Below are 19,529 nucleotides of genomic sequence, written 5' to 3'. Positions count from 1 at the left end.
ATTTTAATGGTAATTTCTTTAGGCTGTGAAAATAGTAATTAAAACATTAATTTTACTAATACCTTAATATTTTAACAATTCTTTCCTTGAAGATTCTGTAAAAAGAACACTTCTTTTTGTATCAAATGCTGAAATATGTGTAATGTTTTGCTGTTCTGAATTCCAATCTACCAAAATTGTATTGGAAATTTCAAGTGTTTTAAACTTATCTATATCCTTAATTCTGGAATAACAGACCAAAACATCATCAGCTTCTACTTCTTTGGATAAAAAAGTTATTGTTTTTGATTGCCCATTTACTTTAATCAGAAAGTGTTCTGATAAATATTTTTTTAATAATTCAACATCTGCCTGAGTTTCTTTGCTTGTACCAACAAATGTCTTTTTGTGATACTTTTTCTCCATTGCATTATTCAAATCATCAATAAAAATGCGGGAAGTAATTTGCAACATTTTCTTTTCTGCCGCATAATTTACCTGAAAAACACCAACATAAAATTTATGAAAAGCAAATGCCGAAGACAATACAAACAAAACTCCCAGCAAAGGGAAAACTAACTTTTTTTTCATTTTTGAGTAGCCTCAGCTTTCTTAAATTCTTTATTCTTATTAATCATAAAATCCATTAACTGAAACTTCTGATCTGGATTTACCAAGTCTTTAGAATGCGGATCGTTTGAGCAATACATTAAGAAAAGCTCTACTTCATCATCTTTCAGATTAAGCGTTTTAGAATAAAAATCTTTTGTAAAATTATCTTTAGCGTATTCTACAAAAGCAATATCTGTAACTTCTTCCTCTCTTACTTCGTCTTTTTTACTCAAAAGTTTTTTGACATCTTTAAAGATTCGAACAAAATCGGTTCCGTACTTTATAGTTTGGTCAGAAAGCATTGCATTGTTTTTTGCAGTAGACTGCTGATCGTCTTCAAACTGCATATCTACATATTTCTGCGAACCGCCTTGTAACGCTTTTACCTTTAATTCTTTATGAACAACAACTTCTTTAAGCTGATTATTAACTAAATCTAATTTTACTTTTAAAAGGATCTCAGCACAATCTTTTTCGGTTAAAACTATTTTTTTTGATTGAAATGTAAGGCCTGAGAACAATAAAGTGTCTTTTGGCTGTGCAACAATATCAAACAAACCGCCAGAACCAATAAATGTCCTAACATTGGCATTAATATTCATTACATAACCACTTTCTATGGCTAAAAAATCATTTATAACCTGACCGTGTAATGGTTTCCTGAAACCGTTTTGCCCTAATGCAATTTGACAAAATAAGCATACAACGAGTACTCCTAATTTATTTTTCATTTTCGAGAATTGTTAGATATTTTCTTGCTAGATCTGTGATTAAAAACATACTCATTGTTTTGTTTTTGATATTCAAAGATACAGCAAAATCAGCATCATCCACACAAAATAATTGAAATCCTTTAATATCATCTACTGGAATTTTCAATCGATCTGTATAATAATTCTCCTCAAAAAGGTATTCCAATTTTCTAAAAAGCGCTTCTTTTTTCTCTACATTCACCTCTTTTTTCAGCATCGAAGTTCGTCCCGAAATCGCATTTAACAACTTATCTACAGAAGTCGAATTTGCCGTATAAAGTTTTCGTTCTGCAGGCGTATATTTTTTTTGTCCGTACGGAATAATTCCTAAATTCTCAGCCGTTATATTCGCGTTTTCATTGACAATTACTTCTTTTAACTCCACTTCCTTAGCCGTCATTTTTATAACCAAAGAACTGACAGTCAAATCTTCTGCCGATATTCTTCGTTTAACAGGCTCTAAGTTTACAGCAGAAAAAACCAAAACGTCTCCTTCATGCACTCCAATCGAAAAATTACCATCAGAATCCGAAACCGTAGCGGCCTGTGTGGCATTATTTATAATATTAACCCCTTCAAGCGAAGTCGATTGCTCTTGTACTCTTCCCACCAATAACTTCAAATCTGTTTTTTGCCCAAAACCAATCTGAACAAAAAAAGAAAAACAATAATCGATATAATCTTATTTATCCTCACCAGCAATCATTTCTTTATATTTTACAGCCAATTCTCCTAAAAGAAATTCTGTAGAAGTTTTATTTTTCGAATTCAATATCACCGTAAACTTATCATTTTCTATCGCATAATATTCAAATCCCTTTACATAATCTGCCGGAATTTTTAATCGGTCAATAAAATGATCCAGACTAAACATATTTTCCAGAAGTCTCATGAAAAATTCTTTTTTCTCAACCGCAACTTCTTTCTTAAGCATAGCCGTTCTTCCTGAAAAGAAATTCAGCAACGGATCTGCAGAAATAGAACCTCCAGCCATTGACCCTGCATTTGCTGTAGCATTTAACGCAGTCGCCGTCTGTAATTTACGCTCTGCTGCAGTATATTTCTTTTGCCCCATAGGAATTATCCCCAAACTTTCGGCATTAATATTATCATACCGTTTTACCACCACCTCTTGCAATTGATACATAATCATAGTAAGATTGACAGAAAAATTAAGATTTGAAAAATCTTCTTGTTTCAGCATCACTCTTTTTTCTTTAAAACTTATTGAAGAAAAAACCAGAACATCAGTTGGTTTTGCTAAGATTGAAAAAGATCCAGACGCATTCGTTGTTACTGTTTCTTCTGTTTGCGCATTAATCACATAGATACCTTCCAAATCTAAAGTGCTCGAAACCACTTTTCCATTGAAAACAGAACGATCTTGACTTTGAGACCAACAAACCTGGCCCGCGACCACAATTAAAAAACAAGTAATTTTCTGAAGCAAAATAAAATAAATTAGAAATATTCTTAAAATGGTAAAAATATCTCAAGTCCTTCCAAATTTAATACTAATGACTTCGTAAAAATATGTTAATTAAACCATTAAAAACTTAGACAAAAACAGAGTTTTTAATATCTTTAACAAACAAAATTTGAGTTTAAAAAACATGAAAAGCGTTATTATTGCAAGCACCTCTACTTTACATGGAGGCAACTACTTAGAATATATTTTACCTACTTTAAAAACACATTTTAAAAACTGTAAAACCATCTTATTCATTCCGTATGCGCGTCCTGGCGGAATTTCCCATGACGAGTACACCCAAAAAGCTTCAGAGGCTTTTGCAAGCATCAACATTGATGTTAAAGGAATTCATGAATTTGAAAACCCACAAGATGCTGTAAAAAATGCGGAAGGAATTTTTACAGGCGGGGGCAACACGTTTTTACTAGTTACCCAACTTTATAAAAATAATATTATGCAGTTACTTTCTGAAACTGTAAAAAATGGAACTCCCTATTTAGGATCAAGCGCAGGAAGCAATATTTGCGGTTTGTCAATGCAGACTACGAATGATATGCCTATTATTTATCCTCCAAGTTTTCAGACTTTAGGATTAATTCCATTTAACTTAAACCCACATTATTTGGATGCCGATTTGCAATCTAAACACATGGGAGAAACTCGCGAAACAAGAATCAAAGAATTTCATGCATTCAATTCGATTCCGGTTTTAGGTTTAAGAGAAGGAAGCTGGCTTGAAGTAAAAGGCGATAAAATTACTTTGAAAGGTTCTTTATCTGCTAGATTGTTTAGACAAAATCAAGAGGCTCAAGAGTTAGAACCAGAAAGCGAGTTAAGTGATTTAAAGTAAAATCCAATTTTAAAATTCCAAATTCCAAAATTAATTCAACATAATAAATACAGAATTGGGATTTGGAATTTTAAAAATATTGGAATTTACGTTTAGTCTAAAAACAAAAAAGCCTCAAACAATGTTTGAGGCTTTTGAAGAGCGAAAGACGAGGCTCGAACTCGCGACAACCAGCTTGGAAGGCTGGAGCTCTACCAACTGAGCTACTTTCGCATTAACCGGGTGCAAATTTAAAACTTTTAATTTTAAAAACAAATAAAAATCAAAAATTTTATTTTCACAAAAACAAAACTAAAAAGTTTGTTTTCTAGAGCGAAAGACGAGGCTCGAACTCGCGACAACCAGCTTGGAAGGCTGGAGCTCTACCAACTGAGCTACTTTCGCATTGGTTGTGCAAATATAGAAAGAAAGTTCAGTTAAAAACAAGCTTTTCGGCAAAAAAAATCAATAAAAAACAACATTTTTTTATAACTTATTTAAAATTAAAAAGTTATAAATGCAATATTTTTTCAAAAAATCATGATTACAATTAGAGAAATTACATCAAAAGAAACTTATGCTGTTCGCCAACCCGTTTTAAGAAAAGGAAAACCTATCGAAAGTTGCGTGTTTGAAGGCGATGATTTAGAGTCTACTCATCATTTTGGTTTATTTGAGGATGAAGATTTAATAGGAATTATTTCATTATTTGATAAAATCAACACTATATTTGCCGCACAAAATCAGGCGCAAATTCGTGGGATGGCAGTTTTAAATACCCATCAAAAAAAGGGGTTTGGAGAGGCTTTGGTAAGACATTGTGAAACCTATTGCAATGAAAACCAAGTGGATCTGATTTGGTTCAACGCAAGAACAGCCGCCGTAGGCTTTTATCAAAAAATGAACTACCAAACAGTAGGCGAATCATTTGATATTAAAGATGTTGGCGAACATTATTTGATGTTTAAAAAATTATAATATGAAAAAAATCTACTTTTTAGTAGTAATATGTATTCTTGTGGGCTGCAAAAAAGAGCGCCCCGAAATCACACCGATTGTCAAAAAAAAGGTGCCAGCAATTATACTTACTGATGAGAGAAAAGTTGAAATAGATACTGCAACGATAAACGTTTTTAAAAGCGAAACGCTGAAACAATTTTACATTGCATCTGAAAATCAAACAGTATGGGGTAATCTTAAAAAGAGAGCTTTTGTTTTATCGCAATTAGAAAAATCTGAAGAACTAGGCTTAGAACCAGAAGATTACAAAATATCTCAGCTGAAAAAATTTGAAAGCAAAGTGACTTCGCTTAGCGATAAAGATTTGGCCGCTTATGACATTTTACTGACTTATAATTTTGAGAAATATCTTAATCATATTTATAAAGGAAAGCTAGACCCTAAAAAATTATATACCAATTGGGATTTGGACGCGAAGGAATTTGATGTAAATTCTGTTTTAATTAAAGGATTCAATAAAAACAAATTGGACAGCATTGTTGAAAACATTCAGCCTAAAACACAAATTTACAAAGAGCTGTTAAAAGCACTTCAAATCATAAACACTTTTCCAGATGATAATGTAAAACCGATTGAAGCTACTGATAAAATCGTTTTAAACGATACTAATCCTGCTTTAATAAATATCAAAAAAAGGCTTTTGTATTGGAACGATATGTCAGGAAAAGACAGTCTTACAAAGATTTACAATCAAAAAACTTTTGAAGCTGTTAAAAGATTTCAAGAAAGACATGGCTTAGCTTCTGACGGCGTTATCGGAGCAGGAACTATCCGTGCTTTAAACCATTCTAAAGAAAGCAGAAAAAAACAGATAATTGCCAATTTGGAGCGTTGGAGATGGTATCCATCAGAATTGGCTGAAAATTATTTTATCATTAACATTCCCGATTACAGCTTAAACGTTGTTGAAAATCAGGACACCACTTTGGTTCGAAATGTTGTAGTAGGAACTAGCAAAAGAAGAACACCTATTATTACTTCTTTCTTAAAAACAGTTGTTTTTAATCCGACTTGGACTGTTCCGCCAACAATCTTAAAAGAAGATGTAGTTCCAGCAATGAAAAGGAACCGAAATTATCTCGCCAATAAAAACATTACGATTTATGATACTTCTGGAAAGGTAGTTTCTCCAATGGCATGGAATGAAAAAAAACCTAATAATTATCGATATGTACAAAGTCCTGGTTCTGATAATTCGCTGGGATTAATGAAAATTTTGTTCCCAAACCATCACAGTGTTTACCTGCATGATACCAATCACCGTGGTATTTTTGGACGCAATAATCGTTCTATGAGCTCTGGATGTGTGCGTGTTGAAAATCCATTAGAACTTGCACAACACATATTAGATGTTGACGGAAACTGGCCTCAAGACAGAATCGACACAATTATTGCAAGCAAAACAACGATGAGTTTTAAGATTACCAAAAAATATGCTTTATATCAATGGTATTGGACGGCATGGAGCAAAAAAAATCAGCTCATTTTCAGAGCTGATATTTATGATTTAGATTCGGATTTATATGATCAATTAAGAAATTAACCTCTCCTCCATCGAAAAGCTTCTAGATGGATGATAGATATATAAACACGATTTGTCTTTTATTAATTGAATAATTTCATTTGTCAATTCAACTGGAACTGCAGGACAGCCTTGACTTCTGCCTAATCTTTTATGATCTCTGATGAAAGATTCAGATACATAGTCTGCACCGTGCATTACAACGCCTCTTTCACGAGCATTGTCGTTTACGCCATTTTCTAAGCCATCTAAACGAAGTGAAGCACCATGTTTTCCTTGATAGATTTCGCCAGTTGCATAAAATCCTAAACTGCTTTTAAATGAAGAGTTAAGATTTGAAAATGCTGAAGCAAATTCTTCACCAGTATTTCTTCCGTGAGCGACAAGAGAATTAAATAAAATAGTATTGCTAGTTAAATCAATCACCCACAAACGTTTGGAGTTTGATGACAAACTAAAATCAATCAGTGTTAAGATGTTTTTCTTAATCACTCCTTTTTCTTTCAACAAATAAAATCCTTTTAAAGCTTCCGAGAAAGTTTTAAGTTCGGGCATTTTAAAGTTGTTTGAATTTAATGAATTATAAACGCTCTCGATTTTAGAATCTACTGTAACTTTTTCGACTTTAGCAATCGCTTTTACAGTGGCATTTTTTTTAAGGTCGGGTGTGCTTTTTGAATCTTTTCCAAAAGACAACAGCAAAAACACAAATAGCGGATAAATTTTGTAAATCATTGAATTTCTTTAGGTTAAACAAAAAATTTGGGTATCGCAAAAATATAAAAAAATCACGCCTTGCAAAATATAAGCCTGATTTTCAGGCCTTTTTTACTTAAACTTTAACATTATTAACATAAAAATGCTTCTTCTGTAAGATTTTGCCTTACAGAAAAAATCACAACATTTTGGTCTATTTCTTAAAAAAAATGAAACAAAAATGGAAATCTTGAAACAAAAACTGTAACAAGTAGAACAAAATAGAGTCTATTGCTACTATAAAAAATACATTTGCATTTTATTTCGCATCAAAAAACCAATGAAAAAAATTCTATTCTTCTGTTTTCTAATATGCTCTGTATGGAGTTATGGCCAGAAAAAATCAATTCAGGCACAAGTAACTTCACACACTATTTCTATTGATGGAAAACTAGATGAACCTGCTTGGGAAAATGTACCAGTTGCTACAGACTTTATCATGCTGGAGCCAGACAATGGAAAAGCTATTCCGCATGAAAAACGTACAGAAGTAAAAGTCCTATATAATAATGACGCCATTTATATTGCCGCAATGATGTACGATGATGAGCCTTCTAAAATTTTAAAGGAAATCTCTCAGCGTGATAATTTTGGAACGGCAGATCTATTTGGTGTTTTTATAAACGGCTTCAATGACGGACAACAGGACTTTATGTTTTACGTTTCTGCAGCCGATGTTCAAGGCGATTGCATCATGACCGATGCAAATGGTGAAGATTATTCTTGGGATGCGGTTTGGATCAGTAAAGCCGCTATGGCAGAAAATGGATGGGTGGTTGAGATGAAGATTCCGTACTCGGCGTTGCGTTTTTCAGGAGAAAACAAACAAATCTGGGGAATTAACTTCTTTAGAGAAATTAAACGTGACCGTTATAAATATACTTGGAATTTTGTCGACAGAAAGATTGGCACTTTTACACAACAGGCTGGAACATTGGAAGGAATTGAAAACATCAAACCTCCTACTCGATTGTTCTTTATGCCTTATGCATCGTATTATTTAAATGCTGCCGAGGGACAAAAAACATACGGAACAATTAAAGGCGGAATGGATATCAAATATGGTATAACAGATGCTTTTACAGTTGATGCTATTTTAATTCCAGATTTTGGCCAGACAAAATATGACGATCAGATCTTAAATCTTGGCCCTTTTGAACAACAGTTTAACGAAAATAGAGCATTCTTTACAGAAGGAACAGATTTGTTTAGTAAAGGAAATATTTTTTATTCCAGAAGAATTGGGGGCACTCCATCTATCGACCCCACATTAAATGAAAATGAAGAAATTACCGAATTGCCCGCCGCAGTAAATTTAGTTAACGCTTTAAAATTATCAGGAAGGACAAAAAACGGACTTGGAATTGGGGTTTTAAATGCTGTTACAGAAAAAACTTTTGCCACCATAAAAAATACCGAAAATGGCGAAACAAGACAAGTAATTGTAGAACCGCTCACCAATTATAATGTGTTGGTTTTGGATCAGCGCTTTAGAAAAAACTCATCGGTTACTTTTATCAATACCAATGTAACTCGAAATGGCCACACTAGAGATGCAAACGTAACGGGTCTGGCTTGGGACTTAAACACAAAAGCCAATACTTATAGTTTATTTGGAAACGTAAAATACAGCCACATTAATGATCTTCAAGATAAAAATGGCTTTTATTCTACTGTAAGTTTAGCCGAAACCAGCGGAAATTACAGATACAGCATAGGTTCTGATTTTGTCACTAAAGATTATGATCCGAATGATCTTGGGATTAATTTCTATACCAATTATTACAACTTTTACGGAAATGCCAATTATAGAATTCTAAATCCAACTAAACGTTTTAATACATTTAGAATCAATTATAATATGTATTCCGAATTCAACAAAGAATCTGGAAAACTGCAGGACAATAGTGTTAATGCGAACTTAAATCTAACTACCGTAAAAAATAATTACTACGGAACCGGAATCACTTTTTATCCTATAGAAATTAATGATTATTACGAACCGCGTGCCGACAACAGATATGTAATAATTCCGCGAAAAATAGAAACTTGGGGAAGTATTTCAACCAATTACAACCATAAATTTGCGATTGATTTAAATGGAACATTATATCTGTTTGATGAGTCTGAACGCATTACATACGGCTTCGATATTGGCCCGAGATATCGTTTCAGCGATAAACTTTTACTCACTTATTTCTTTAGTTATTTAAGAAAAAATAACAATAAAGGTTACATCGATCAGATTGATGCCGACGATAATGATGCCACTCCAAATGATATCATTTTTGCCAACCGAAACGTCATTACGTACTCTAACACTTTAGGAGGAAAATATGCCATTAACAGCGCAATGACTATAAATCTAGCGGTTCGCCAATATTGGTCTTATGCAGACAATAAAGATATTCTGACTTTAGAATCAAACGGAAATCTAAGTCCGTATCCACAATATACGGACAACAAAAATTCAAGTTTCTATTCTTGGAATGCCGATTTATCTTATTCTTGGTGGTTTGCACCTGGAAGTCAGCTTTGGCACTGTACCGAAATAATGCTGCTAATTTTGAACGAGTTATTGATAAAGATTACAGACACAATGTGGCAGGATTATTAAATAATGATGCCCTAAAACATATCTTTTCTATAAGTGTCAAATACTTTATTGACTACAATGCCGTCAAAAATAAAGTCAGAAAAAGAGCTTAGCGTGAATTAATTTTAAAAAATAAAGGCTTCTTTAATTAAATCAATATTTTTTTTTATAGTTCATTTTATTAAATATAAATGTAACATTCCTCAGGTTTCAAACTTTAGAAATGCCTTATATTTGTAGAAAACAAAAATGTAATGAACAAGAAAGTTATCCTTATGATTTTAGATGGTTGGGGAAAATCTCCTGACCCTAAAGTATCTGCAATAGACAATGCAAATGTTCCTTTTATAAACAGTCTATACAAAAATTACCCAAGCGCTCAACTTAGAACTGACGGATTAAATGTTGGTCTTCCAGAAGGACAAATGGGAAATAGCGAAGTTGGACACATGAATCTTGGTGCTGGAAGAATTGTATACCAAGATTTAGCCAAAATAAATTTAGCTGTAGAACACAAAACTTTAGCAAAAGAGCAAGTTTTAATTGATGCTTTTACTTACGCTAAAGACAACAATAAAAAAGTACACTTTTTAGGATTAGTTTCAGATGGTGGTGTTCACTCACATACTTCACACCTTCGCGGATTAATCGATGCTTCTCAAGAATATGGTTTAGATCAAGTTTACATTCACGCTTTTACAGACGGACGTGACGTTGACCCTAAATCGGGAGGAAAATATATTCATGATTTACAAGATTATATTAAAGATACTCCAGTAAAAATTGCTTCTATTATTGGGCGTTATTATGCAATGCAACGTGACAAACGTTGGGAACGTGTAAAATTAGCTTACGATTTAGTGGTAAATGGCGTTGGAACTCCATCAACGAACGCTGTTGCAAGTGTTTTAGACAGCTACGCAAAAGACGTAACAGATGAGTTTATCGAACCAGTTGTTATTGTTGATGAAAATGCAAAACCTCTTGCTACAATTGTTGAAGGCGATGTTGTGATCTTCTTTAACTTTAGAACAGATAGAGGACGTGAACTTACTGAAGCGCTTTCTCAGCAAGATTTCCACGAGCAAAACATGCACAAACTAAACCTCTATTATGTAACATTGACCAACTACGACGAAACGTACCAAAACGTAAAAGTAGTTTACAATAAAGATAATATCACTGAAACACTTGGTGAGGTTTTAGAAAAAGCAGGCAAAAAACAAATAAGAATTGCGGAGACTGAGAAATATCCTCACGTAACATTCTTCTTTTCCGGCGGTAGAGAAATTCCTTTTGAAGGTGAGTCAAGAATCTTAAGAAACTCTCCAAAAGTAGCAACTTATGATTTGAAACCAGAAATGAGCGCTTACGAATTGGCTGATGCTCTTGTTCCGGAATTGAACAAAGGCGAAGTTGATTTCGTTTGTTTAAACTTCGCAAATGGCGATATGGTTGGGCACACAGGAATTATGGAAGCTGCAATTAAAGCTTGTGAAGCTGTTGACGCTTGCGCGAAAAAAGTTATCGATGCCGCTCTTGCAAATGATTACACAACAATTGTAATTGCTGATCACGGAAACTGCGAAACCATGATTAATCCTGATGGTTCTCCCAATACGGCTCACACAACAAACCCAGTGCCGATTATTTTAGTTGACAAACAATTAAAAAGTATCCAAGACGGTGTGTTAGGCGATATCGCTCCAACAATTTTAGAATTAATGGGAGTTCAGCAGCCAAATGCAATGACTTGTCATTCGCTTTTGTAGAAAATTTAAAACCATAAAAGTGATATAAGTTCATTTAAACGGAACTTAAAAAAATCTCGCAAAGACGCTAAGTCGCAAAGAATATTAAACTTTGCGTCTCTGCGTCTTTGCGAGAACTATTTTATAAATACTCTTATTGTCATCCTGAGCGAAGTGGAAGGCTTATGAAACGTAAATGGGCTTCGACTTCGCTTAGCCTGACAACCCAATATTTGGAAATGTTTTTTATCAAACAATAAAATAATGATAAATCTGCTCCACTCCATAAATAATAAGCCCAATAACTCCACCAACTAAAGTTCCGTTGATTCTGATGTATTGAAGATCTTTTCCTATTTCCAATTCTAATTTTTCTGAGACTTCTTTCCCATCCCAACTTTTTACGGTCGACGAAATCAAATCTCCAATTACTTTTTTGTTATTTAAAAGGACCGATAACAAATCATTTTTTATAAAACTGTTGATTTTATCAATCATAACAGGATCTTCCTTAATTCCATTTCCGAAAGTTTGAACTAAATTTGAAATGCTATTTTTTATGGAAGAATCATCGCCTTTGTTCAAATCGTTTGTAATGGACAATTTAATTTCATCCCAAATTCCGTTGATGTAATCTTGAACCTCTTTTTTTCCAACGAAACCTAAAATCATATCATTGATTTTAATTCTCATTTCCTCGGAGTTTTTTACTTTCTCCAAAAAATTAAAAATATATTCGTCAATTTTTAAACGAACGGCACTTTCAGGCTTTTTAGCTTCATTTAAAAAATCCTGCAAACCATTAAAAACACCTTCTGTGATGCTCTTATCCGCCAATCCGAAACTTAGAAGCGGAGTCGAAGCTTTTACTTTTTGCCTGATTAAATCTTTATTATTGGTCAATTCGGCACTCATAACTTCGAGAAGTTTCGTCAGCATTTGATTTTTTAATTCTCCCTTTTGCAAAGGTTCCAAAGCAACAGCAACCCAATTTCCGAAATTAATTCCTTCTATTTTTTCTTTAAATTGAACCTGAATGAATCTTTTGACATCTTCGTCTTTTATTGTTCGTAAAATTCCGGGAATAATATTTACGGCAACAACATTTGCTATTTTATTGGCATTTTCTTCGTTTGAAATCCAATCTGATGCTTTAACAGCAAAATTAAATTCGTCCAATTTAACCTCCATTTTTTCGCGATTCAGAAATTCTTCAGAAACAAAATTTCCAAGGTTTTCTCCTATTTCATTTTTCTTGGTCGGAATAATCGCTGTGTGCCAAATCGGGATTCCCATCGGATGACGAAAAAGTGCCACAACCGCAAACCAATCGGCAATTCCGCCAACCATTGCCGCCTCACTAAAAGCCTGAAGTATTGGAATTTTAAAATAAATGGCAATTATAAAAAGAAGCACCGCAAAACCCAAAAGCGACAAAGCTGTTGCTTTCATTTTCTTTAATGCTTTTACTTTAGCTATATCTTGATCAGTAGAAATTTCCATAATTATAAACATTTGCACTACTAATTTATGGCTTTTTTCTGAAAGCCTCAAGAGTTATTAGCCACGAATTCACGAATTATATCAAAACTTCACCTTTAAATTCTTTATTAATGAAGTTTATGAAATTCGATTTCTAAGATTTTTATTTGAGATAATTTGTGAATTCGTGGCGAAAAAAAATTACATAAAAAATGAGATAAAAATTGTACTTTTGCGAACTGAAAAATGGAAAAAATATGATTATCCAAAAAACTAGAGAGGAAATTGAATTGATGCGCGAAAGTGCTTTAATCGTATCAAAAACATTAGGAATGATTGCTTCTGAAATTAAAGAAGGAGTAACTACATTATATCTTGACAAATTAGCCGAAGAATTTATTCGCGATCACGGTGCAGTTCCAAGTTTCCTTGGATTGTATGATTTCCCGAATTCGCTTTGCATGAGTCCAAACGCTCAAGTTGTTCACGGTATTCCTAATAATACACCTCTTAAAAATGGTGACGTTATTTCGGTTGACTGTGGTGCATTCAAAAATGGGTTCCACGGAGATCACGCTTACAGTTTCGAAATTGGAGAAGTTGCACCAGAAGTTAAAAAACTTTTACGTGTTACTAAAGAATCTCTTTACGTTGGAATTAGAGAATTTAAAGCTGGAAATCGCGTAGAAGATGTTGGAAATGCGATTCAAAAATATACTGAAGCTCACGGTTACGGAGTAGTTCGTGAATTGGTTGGACATGGTGTTGGGCAAAAAATGCACGAAGAACCAGAAATGCCAAATTACGGAAAACGCGGACGTGGAAAGCTTTTTGTTGAAGGAATGGTTGTAGCAATCGAACCTATGATCAACATGGGAACTAGAAACATCAAACAACTTAAAGACGGCTGGACAATCTTAACTGCCGACGGAAAACCTAGTGCACATTTTGAGCACGATGTAGCTTTAATTGATGGAAAACCTGAGTTATTATCAACTTTCAAATACATCTACAAAGCCCTTGGAATTGAGAGCAACGAAGAAGATGAATTCAGACAAGTGCCTTTGGTATTATAACACAAATTTCACAAATTAACACGAAATAATATTTTGTCGAAATTTCACTGAAATGGAAGAATGAAGAATGAGTGAATTATATTTAAAAGAGGAATCCTATAAAATTATTGGGATCTGTATGGAAGTCCATAAAATTTTAGGAAAAGGACATAGTGAAAAGGTTTATGGTGATGCTTTAGAATATGAATTTAAACGAAATGAAATTCCTTATAATCGAGAATTAAGATATAATATCGCTTATAAAGACATTATATTGCCGAGTTACTATTTTGCAGATTTTGTGATTTTCGATGAAATTATTTTAGAACTTAAAGCAATTACATCATTAACAACAAGCGAGATAAAACAAACATTAAATTATTTGGCTGCATCAAAAAACAAACTTGGTTTATTAGTCAATTTTGGAGAAGACAGCCTTAAATACAAAAGAATAATATTATAACCCAAATCAAAGTTCGTGAAATTTCACCACAACGATAATTAGTGTCAATTTGTGAAATTCGTGTTCAAATTTATTTAACTGTGAAAAAACTTTTCAAATTAGTTTTAAATACAATCCCGCGTCCTTTATTAATTCGTTTGAGTTATGTGGCGCGTCCAATTTTAGCTTTCTCTTTAAAAGGAGATAAATTTACAGATCCAATTGACGGAAAAAGCTTTAAGTCGTTTTTGCCTTACGGATACGGAAAACAGCGTAATAATGTGCTTTCGCCAAGTACACTTTCTTTAGAAAGACACCGTTTGCTTTGGCTTTATTTAAACGATCAGACTGATTTTTTTACAGCACCAAAAAAAGTATTGCATTTTGCTCCAGAACAAGCTTTTTACAAAAGATTTCGCAAGCAGAAAAACTTAGATTACACGACAACTGACTTACTTTCGCCATTGGCCGATGTAAAAGCAGACATCTGTAATTTACCTTTCAAAGACAACGAATACGACGTTATTTTATGTAATCACGTTTTAGAGCACATTCCAGATGACACAAAAGCAATGCAGGAATTATACCGTGTTTTAAAACCAGGCGGAATGGCAATTTTGCAGATTCCTCAGGATTTATCTCGCGAAGTTACATTTGCTGATGATTCGATTACAGACCAGAAAGAACGCGCAAAAATCTTCGGACAATATGATCACGTACGTGTTTACGGACGCGATTATTTCGACAAATTAAGAAGCATTGGCTTTATTGTTATCGAAGAAGATTATACCAATAAAATTGCACCAGAATTGGTTGAGAAATACTGTTTAGCCAAAGGCGAAATTATTCCGCTTTGCTTTAAACAGGAAAACTAATTTTTCACCATATAAGTTCATTTAATAAAGAGTTTTCAAAATATTTAGATTTGAAAACTCTTTATTTTTTTGCCCAAATCTCAAATACAAGCCTAACCAAATCCCTAAATCTTGGAACCTACAAAATCATTTCAGTTCTGTTTTGACATCAGTTTGGAAAAAAATCTGAATGTCTACATTCCAACCGCGTACATTGTTGAGAATAATAGCGAAATCAAATACTTAGATAAAAAAGCAAGTCCAGATGTGCTTGAAAGTTTCGGAATCATTTTTGACAATTTAGATTCCAATTCAAAAAGAATATTAACAGCATGCGACTCTCTTAAACCTGAATTTATTTTTAAAAAGTTTGGTGCCAAAATTAAATCAGCCAAAACAATTGCTGATTTACAGAAAGATTCAAAAATTGAATTTGCCATTCGCCAGCATTTAAAATTCAATTTAAGTTCGTTTTACGATTTAATTGTAAAAGAACAATTTCCTTTATCTTTAAACCTCGGACCTGAAAAAGATTTTTATCGTTCTAGAATTAGCATTGAGCCACTTGATTTTGAACCTCAAATTCAATTTGACAAACATGCCGAAGGAATCACTTACACGCTATCTTTAAAAGAAAATGAAACTATTTTTCCTCCAATGGACAGCAAAATTGACATTCTTTTAGATGAACCAGGCTGGCTGATTATCAATAAAAAATTAGGACAGTTAAAAGAGCTTAATTCAAAAAAATTAATGCCTTTTTTAAAGAAAAAATCTATTGAAATTCCATCCAAATTAGTCGATGATTATTTCAAGAGTTTTATTCCGCAGATTGCAAAGAAAATAGATATTGAAGCAACTGGTTTTGAGATCGAGCTTCGTGATAAAATCATTTCGTGCACGATTCAGCCTATTCATGATTTCTTCAAAAACTGTTATTATCTCAATCTCTATTTTGATTATAATGGGTATTCATTTGATGGAAGCAAAGCAAAAAAGTCACATTCTTTTGTAGATTTCAGCGTTGCCAACGAACCTAAAATAATTCAGTTTAAAAGAAATCCTGACGAAAATTTATATATCGATAAATTAAGTGAAATTGGTTTAACCAAAATCAAAAATGAATTATTTGGATTAAATTCAGAAACCGAAAATACAAATCCATATATCAACATTCAGCTGATTATTGATAACAAAGAGAAACTGAAAAATTTAGGTTTTACTATTGAAAATCTAAAGCTGGAAAGCAAAGAAATCATTACAGAAAATCATACCATTTCTGCTTCAAAAGAAACAACTGGAGATTGGTTTGATATTAAAATAATTATTACCGTTGGAAATTATAAAATTAATTTCAGCGAAATTATTCCGAATATAAAAGGCAAAGAAAGACTTTTTGCATTACCTGACGGAAACTATTTCTTGATTCCATTAGAATGGTTTAGCAAATATGGTTCTTTGGCAAAATTGGCCAAAACAGAAAATGGTGTTTTACTTTTACGAAAAAGCAATTTTACGGCTTTGGACGGAATTTCAGAAATTGATAATGATTTAGATCAAATTCATCAAGCTGAATTTACAGCTTCAGACTTAATAAAAGCAACTTTAAGACCTTATCAAGTTGATGGAGTAAAATGGCTTTTAGGACATTTTAATTCCAATATGGGTGCTTGTTTGGCCGATGATATGGGACTTGGAAAAACCTTACAGACCTTATCTGTTTTAGTTTCTGTACAAGAGCAATTAGGCTTTACTACTAAAACCACCAATTTTGATTTGTTTGCCAACGAAACCACTATCGAAAGAGAACCGCTTAAAGCTTTGATCGTTCTACCTTCTTCGCTTGTTTTTAACTGGTTTAATGAAGCTGGAAAGTTTACACCTCACTTTTCGAAAATGCAATATGTGGGGAATGACCGAAAATCTTTAGCAAGCAGAATCAATTCAACCGACTTGATTTTTACAAGTTACAGCATCATTCACCGAGATATTTCTATTTTAGAAAAATACGATTTCCGTTATTTGATTTTGGACGAAAGCCAATACATTAAAAACAAAAATTCTAAGATTTTTAAAGCGATCAATAAAATAAGCACAGGACATAAAATTGCTTTGAGCGGAACGCCGATCGAAAATTCGCTTGACGATTTATGGTCGCAAATGCAGTTTATCAATCCGGAGATTTTAGGAAGCTATGCTTTCTTTATGGAAAATTTCAAAAATCCGATTGAGAAAAAACAGAATGAAGAAGTTTTGGCAGAATTAAAAAACTTGATTCAGCCTTATATTTTGCGACGAACTAAAGAACAGGTTTTAAAAGATTTACCAGAATTAACAGAACAGATCTATTACTGTGATATGGATCCTGAACAGGAAAAATTATACGAAAAAGAAAAATCTAAAGCTCGTAATTTCCTTCTTAAAACCGACGGATCTCCAGACAAAATTAGCATTATCAATACTTTGATGAAATTACGCCAGTTGAGTAATCACCCAAAAATGGTCGATGCGGATTCTGAAATTGATTCTGGGAAATATATTGCGGTTACCAATTATTTGGAAAGTTTAGTAAAAGGAAAACAGAAAGCTATTATTTTTAGTTCGTTTGTCACCAATCTTCATTTTTATACCGATTGGTGCAAAGAAAACAAAATTGCCTTTTGTGAAATCACTGGCGAAACGCCTGCTGATAAAAGAGAACAACAGGTAAAACAGTTTCAAGAAAAAGAAGAGCCGCTGTTGTTTTTTATTTCGCTAAAAGCTGGTGGGGTTGGTTTGAATATTACAAAAGCTTCTTATGTATTGTTCTTGGATCCTTGGTGGAATCCTTTCGCAGAAAAACAAGGAGTTGGACGTGCACATAGAATTGGACAAATGAATAAAGTAAACGTGATTCGTTTTATTTCTAAAAACACCGTTGAGGAAAAAATCATCAAACTGCAGGAAAACAAAAAACTATTATCTGATTCCCTTTTAGAAGAAAGTTATATTAATGATGAGATTGAAGGTAACTTAGAATATATTTTGGGTTCATAATCGTTAAATCCAATAGAATGGCATCTTTTTCGTTATATAAAATTGTTATATTTACAATCTTACAATGTTTTAAGATGCCAAAATTTTTATATACAAGCTTTATTTTTCTTTTTATTTTCACTTTAGCGAAAGCTCAAGAAAAAGAAATCGACCCACCGTATAATATTAAAACGGTTTCGTTTATCCAGAATGGCAGCAATGTCTCTCCTATTTTCGAATTAGGCTCTGCATTTACCTTTCAATTTGATGATTTATTTGGTAACGAAGCCAATTATTACTTTGAAGTTATTCATTGCGATTACAATTGGTTTCCAACAAATATTCCAAAAACAGACTATGTTGTTGGCATGGATAATCAGAGAATTACCGATTTCTCAAATTCGTTTAATACACTACAGGTTTATACACATTACAGACTTTCTTTTCCGAATCAGTTTACACAGCTTCTGAAGCTTTCGGGCAATTATATGCTGCGAATTCTGAATGAAGACAAAGAAATTATTTTCTCTAGAAAATTCATTTTGTATGAAAACCATTGTACAGTGGGAGTTCAAGTAAAAAGAAGCCGCAACCTCAGCAATATTGATTACAAACAGAATCTTGATTTTGCCATTTTATCTAACGATATTGTTTTTCAGACTCCATTACAAAATGTAAAAGTGCTTTTACTTCAAAATGGCAATTTTCATACCGAGATAAAAAACATTGTTCCTCAATATACAATTGGCAATCAGCTGGTTTATAAATATGACAAAGAAACCCAGTTTTGGGGCGGAAATGAGTTTTTGTATTTTGAAAACAAAGACATTCGAGCAGCCAATAATAATGTTGCAAAAATAGGTTCGAAGAATGATATTTACAATGCGTTTTTGTATACCAATGCCGCAAGAGGAAATCAGATTTATACGAATTATGAAGATGTAAACGGAAATTTTGTAGTTAAGAACATCAATGGTTCTAACAACGATATTGAAGCCGATTATGCTTGGGTTTATTTTACTCTTTCTGCTCCCGCTTTTAGAATGAATAAAGACATTTATATTACTGGAATGTTCAACAATTACAGCCTTTCACCAGAATATAAAATGGACTATAATACAGATAAAGGAGTTTTTGAAAAAGCTATTATGATCAAACAAGGTTTTACTAATTTTCAGTATACCGTTGCAGATAAAAAAGGGGTTATTGACTTTGAAAATGCTATTGACGGAAACTTTTATCAGACTGAAAACGAGTACACCGTGCTGGTTTATTACAAAGAGGCAACAGACCGTTATCAGCGTGTAATCGGAAAGGGAAATGCAAACTCTATCAATATAGTCAATTAAAACAATGTTAAGGTTTTAGTTTAAACGATTTTTTTTCGTAGCTT

Annotated in this window: 15 protein-coding genes, 2 tRNA genes and 1 pseudogene; 10 read left to right on the top strand and 8 right to left on the bottom strand. The window is 33.0% G+C overall.

Features of this window, described 5'->3' with window-relative positions; genetic code table 11:
- Positions 1-63: 63 nt before the first annotated feature.
- The 4 genes from ACPWTF_RS17010 to ACPWTF_RS16995 are packed head-to-tail and all read right to left on the bottom strand — an operon-like array spanning position 64 to position 2,793.
- A complete protein-coding gene (locus ACPWTF_RS17010; RefSeq protein WP_427872257.1) occupies positions 64-570 on the bottom strand; it encodes a DUF6702 family protein in 507 nt (168 codons plus the stop codon).
- A complete protein-coding gene (locus ACPWTF_RS17005; RefSeq protein WP_250834029.1) occupies positions 567-1,322 on the bottom strand; it encodes a hypothetical protein in 756 nt (251 codons plus the stop codon). The genes ACPWTF_RS17010 and ACPWTF_RS17005 overlap by 4 nt, the downstream gene beginning before the upstream one ends.
- A complete protein-coding gene (locus ACPWTF_RS17000; protein ID WP_427872256.1) occupies positions 1,312-1,965 on the bottom strand; it encodes a carboxypeptidase-like regulatory domain-containing protein in 654 nt (217 codons plus the stop codon). The genes ACPWTF_RS17005 and ACPWTF_RS17000 overlap by 11 nt, the downstream gene beginning before the upstream one ends.
- 60 nt (positions 1,966-2,025) lie before the next feature.
- Positions 2,026-2,793 carry a carboxypeptidase-like regulatory domain-containing protein gene (locus ACPWTF_RS16995; RefSeq protein ID WP_427872255.1) on the bottom strand — a complete coding sequence of 256 codons (768 nt, stop codon included), beginning with the start codon at positions 2,791-2,793 and terminating at the stop codon, positions 2,026-2,028.
- Positions 2,794-2,956: 163 nt separating this feature from the next.
- On the opposite strand from ACPWTF_RS16995, the gene pepE reads away from it, so the two are divergent.
- Positions 2,957-3,664, top strand: a complete 708-nt coding sequence (gene pepE / locus ACPWTF_RS16990) for a dipeptidase PepE (protein WP_427872254.1) — start codon at positions 2,957-2,959, stop codon at positions 3,662-3,664.
- 140 nt (positions 3,665-3,804) lie between these two features.
- Here the strand turns inward: pepE and ACPWTF_RS16985 are convergent.
- Together ACPWTF_RS16985 and ACPWTF_RS16980 are read right to left on the bottom strand one after the other, a co-directional pair.
- Positions 3,805-3,877, bottom strand: a tRNA-Gly gene (locus tag ACPWTF_RS16985).
- Positions 3,878-3,975: 98 nt separating this feature from the next.
- Positions 3,976-4,048: transfer RNA gene (locus ACPWTF_RS16980), tRNA-Gly, on the bottom strand.
- A gap of 135 nt (positions 4,049-4,183) precedes the next feature.
- Between ACPWTF_RS16980 and ACPWTF_RS16975 the strand changes: the two genes are divergently transcribed.
- Both ACPWTF_RS16975 and ACPWTF_RS16970 read left to right on the top strand, forming a co-directional pair.
- A complete protein-coding gene (locus tag ACPWTF_RS16975; protein ID WP_427872253.1) occupies positions 4,184-4,621 on the top strand; it encodes a GNAT family N-acetyltransferase in 438 nt (145 codons plus the stop codon).
- A 1-nt stretch (position 4,622) separates the two neighbouring features.
- Positions 4,623-6,206: a L,D-transpeptidase family protein gene (locus ACPWTF_RS16970; RefSeq protein ID WP_427872252.1), complete on the top strand. Its 1,584-nt coding sequence runs from the start codon at positions 4,623-4,625 to the stop codon at positions 6,204-6,206.
- On the opposite strand, the gene ACPWTF_RS16965 is transcribed toward ACPWTF_RS16970, so the two are convergent.
- Positions 6,195-6,920, bottom strand: a complete 726-nt coding sequence (locus ACPWTF_RS16965; protein ID WP_320492789.1) for a murein L,D-transpeptidase catalytic domain family protein — start codon at positions 6,918-6,920, stop codon at positions 6,195-6,197. The two genes, ACPWTF_RS16970 and ACPWTF_RS16965, sit on opposite strands and share 12 nt — an antisense overlap.
- 301 nt (positions 6,921-7,221) lie before the next feature.
- Between ACPWTF_RS16965 and ACPWTF_RS16960 the strand changes: the two are divergent.
- A pseudogene (locus ACPWTF_RS16960) lies at positions 7,222-9,650 on the top strand (DUF5916 domain-containing protein).
- Positions 9,651-9,791: 141 nt separating this feature from the next.
- Positions 9,792-11,309: a 2,3-bisphosphoglycerate-independent phosphoglycerate mutase gene (gpmI, locus tag ACPWTF_RS16955; RefSeq protein WP_427872251.1), complete on the top strand. Its 1,518-nt coding sequence runs from the start codon at positions 9,792-9,794 to the stop codon at positions 11,307-11,309.
- A 228-nt stretch (positions 11,310-11,537) separates the two neighbouring features.
- On the opposite strand, the gene ACPWTF_RS16950 is transcribed toward gpmI, so the two are convergent.
- Positions 11,538-12,791: a DUF445 domain-containing protein gene (locus tag ACPWTF_RS16950; protein WP_427872250.1), complete on the bottom strand. Its 1,254-nt coding sequence runs from the start codon at positions 12,789-12,791 to the stop codon at positions 11,538-11,540.
- A gap of 236 nt (positions 12,792-13,027) precedes the next feature.
- On the opposite strand from ACPWTF_RS16950, the gene map reads away from it, so the two are divergent.
- From map to ACPWTF_RS16925, 5 genes are all read left to right on the top strand, one after another.
- Positions 13,028-13,846 carry a type I methionyl aminopeptidase gene (map, locus tag ACPWTF_RS16945; RefSeq protein WP_095928550.1) on the top strand — a complete coding sequence of 273 codons (819 nt, stop codon included), beginning with the start codon at positions 13,028-13,030 and terminating at the stop codon, positions 13,844-13,846.
- A 67-nt stretch (positions 13,847-13,913) separates the two neighbouring features.
- Positions 13,914-14,288, top strand: coding sequence for a GxxExxY protein (locus ACPWTF_RS16940; protein WP_427872249.1), 375 nt, complete (start codon positions 13,914-13,916; stop codon positions 14,286-14,288).
- An 80-nt stretch (positions 14,289-14,368) separates the two neighbouring features.
- Positions 14,369-15,142, top strand: coding sequence for a class I SAM-dependent methyltransferase (locus ACPWTF_RS16935; RefSeq protein ID WP_008467221.1), 774 nt, complete (start codon positions 14,369-14,371; stop codon positions 15,140-15,142).
- Between the two features lie 111 nt (positions 15,143-15,253).
- A complete protein-coding gene (locus ACPWTF_RS16930) occupies positions 15,254-18,157 on the top strand; it encodes a DEAD/DEAH box helicase (protein ID WP_427872248.1) in 2,904 nt (967 codons plus the stop codon).
- 74 nt (positions 18,158-18,231) lie between these two features.
- Positions 18,232-19,485: a DUF5103 domain-containing protein gene (locus tag ACPWTF_RS16925; protein WP_427872247.1), complete on the top strand. Its 1,254-nt coding sequence runs from the start codon at positions 18,232-18,234 to the stop codon at positions 19,483-19,485.
- The last annotated feature ends 44 nt before the right edge of the window (positions 19,486-19,529 follow it).

Origin of the sequence: Flavobacterium sp. MMS24-S5, assembly GCF_050320125.1 — a bacterium.
GTDB lineage: Bacteria > Bacteroidota > Bacteroidia > Flavobacteriales > Flavobacteriaceae > Flavobacterium > Flavobacterium tyrosinilyticum.
Note: the sequence above shows the minus strand (reverse complement) of the source record. Positions and strands in the feature narration are given on the sequence as shown.

Coding starts and splice junctions, on each gene's coding strand:
- ACPWTF_RS17010 (WP_427872257.1), bottom strand. CDS start 570: ATGAAAAAAAAGTTAGTTTTCCCTTTGCTGGGAGTTTTGTTTGTATTG.
- ACPWTF_RS17005 (WP_250834029.1), bottom strand. CDS start 1,322: ATGAAAAATAAATTAGGAGTACTCGTTGTATGCTTATTTTGTCAAATT.
- pepE (WP_427872254.1), top strand. CDS start 2,957: ATGAAAAGCGTTATTATTGCAAGCACCTCTACTTTACATGGAGGCAAC.
- ACPWTF_RS16975 (WP_427872253.1), top strand. CDS start 4,184: ATGATTACAATTAGAGAAATTACATCAAAAGAAACTTATGCTGTTCGC.
- ACPWTF_RS16970 (WP_427872252.1), top strand. CDS start 4,623: ATGAAAAAAATCTACTTTTTAGTAGTAATATGTATTCTTGTGGGCTGC.
- ACPWTF_RS16965 (WP_320492789.1), bottom strand. CDS start 6,920: ATGATTTACAAAATTTATCCGCTATTTGTGTTTTTGCTGTTGTCTTTT.
- gpmI (WP_427872251.1), top strand. CDS start 9,792: ATGAACAAGAAAGTTATCCTTATGATTTTAGATGGTTGGGGAAAATCT.
- ACPWTF_RS16950 (WP_427872250.1), bottom strand. CDS start 12,791: ATGGAAATTTCTACTGATCAAGATATAGCTAAAGTAAAAGCATTAAAG.
- map (WP_095928550.1), top strand. CDS start 13,028: ATGATTATCCAAAAAACTAGAGAGGAAATTGAATTGATGCGCGAAAGT.
- ACPWTF_RS16940 (WP_427872249.1), top strand. CDS start 13,914: ATGAGTGAATTATATTTAAAAGAGGAATCCTATAAAATTATTGGGATC.
- ACPWTF_RS16925 (WP_427872247.1), top strand. CDS start 18,232: ATGCCAAAATTTTTATATACAAGCTTTATTTTTCTTTTTATTTTCACT.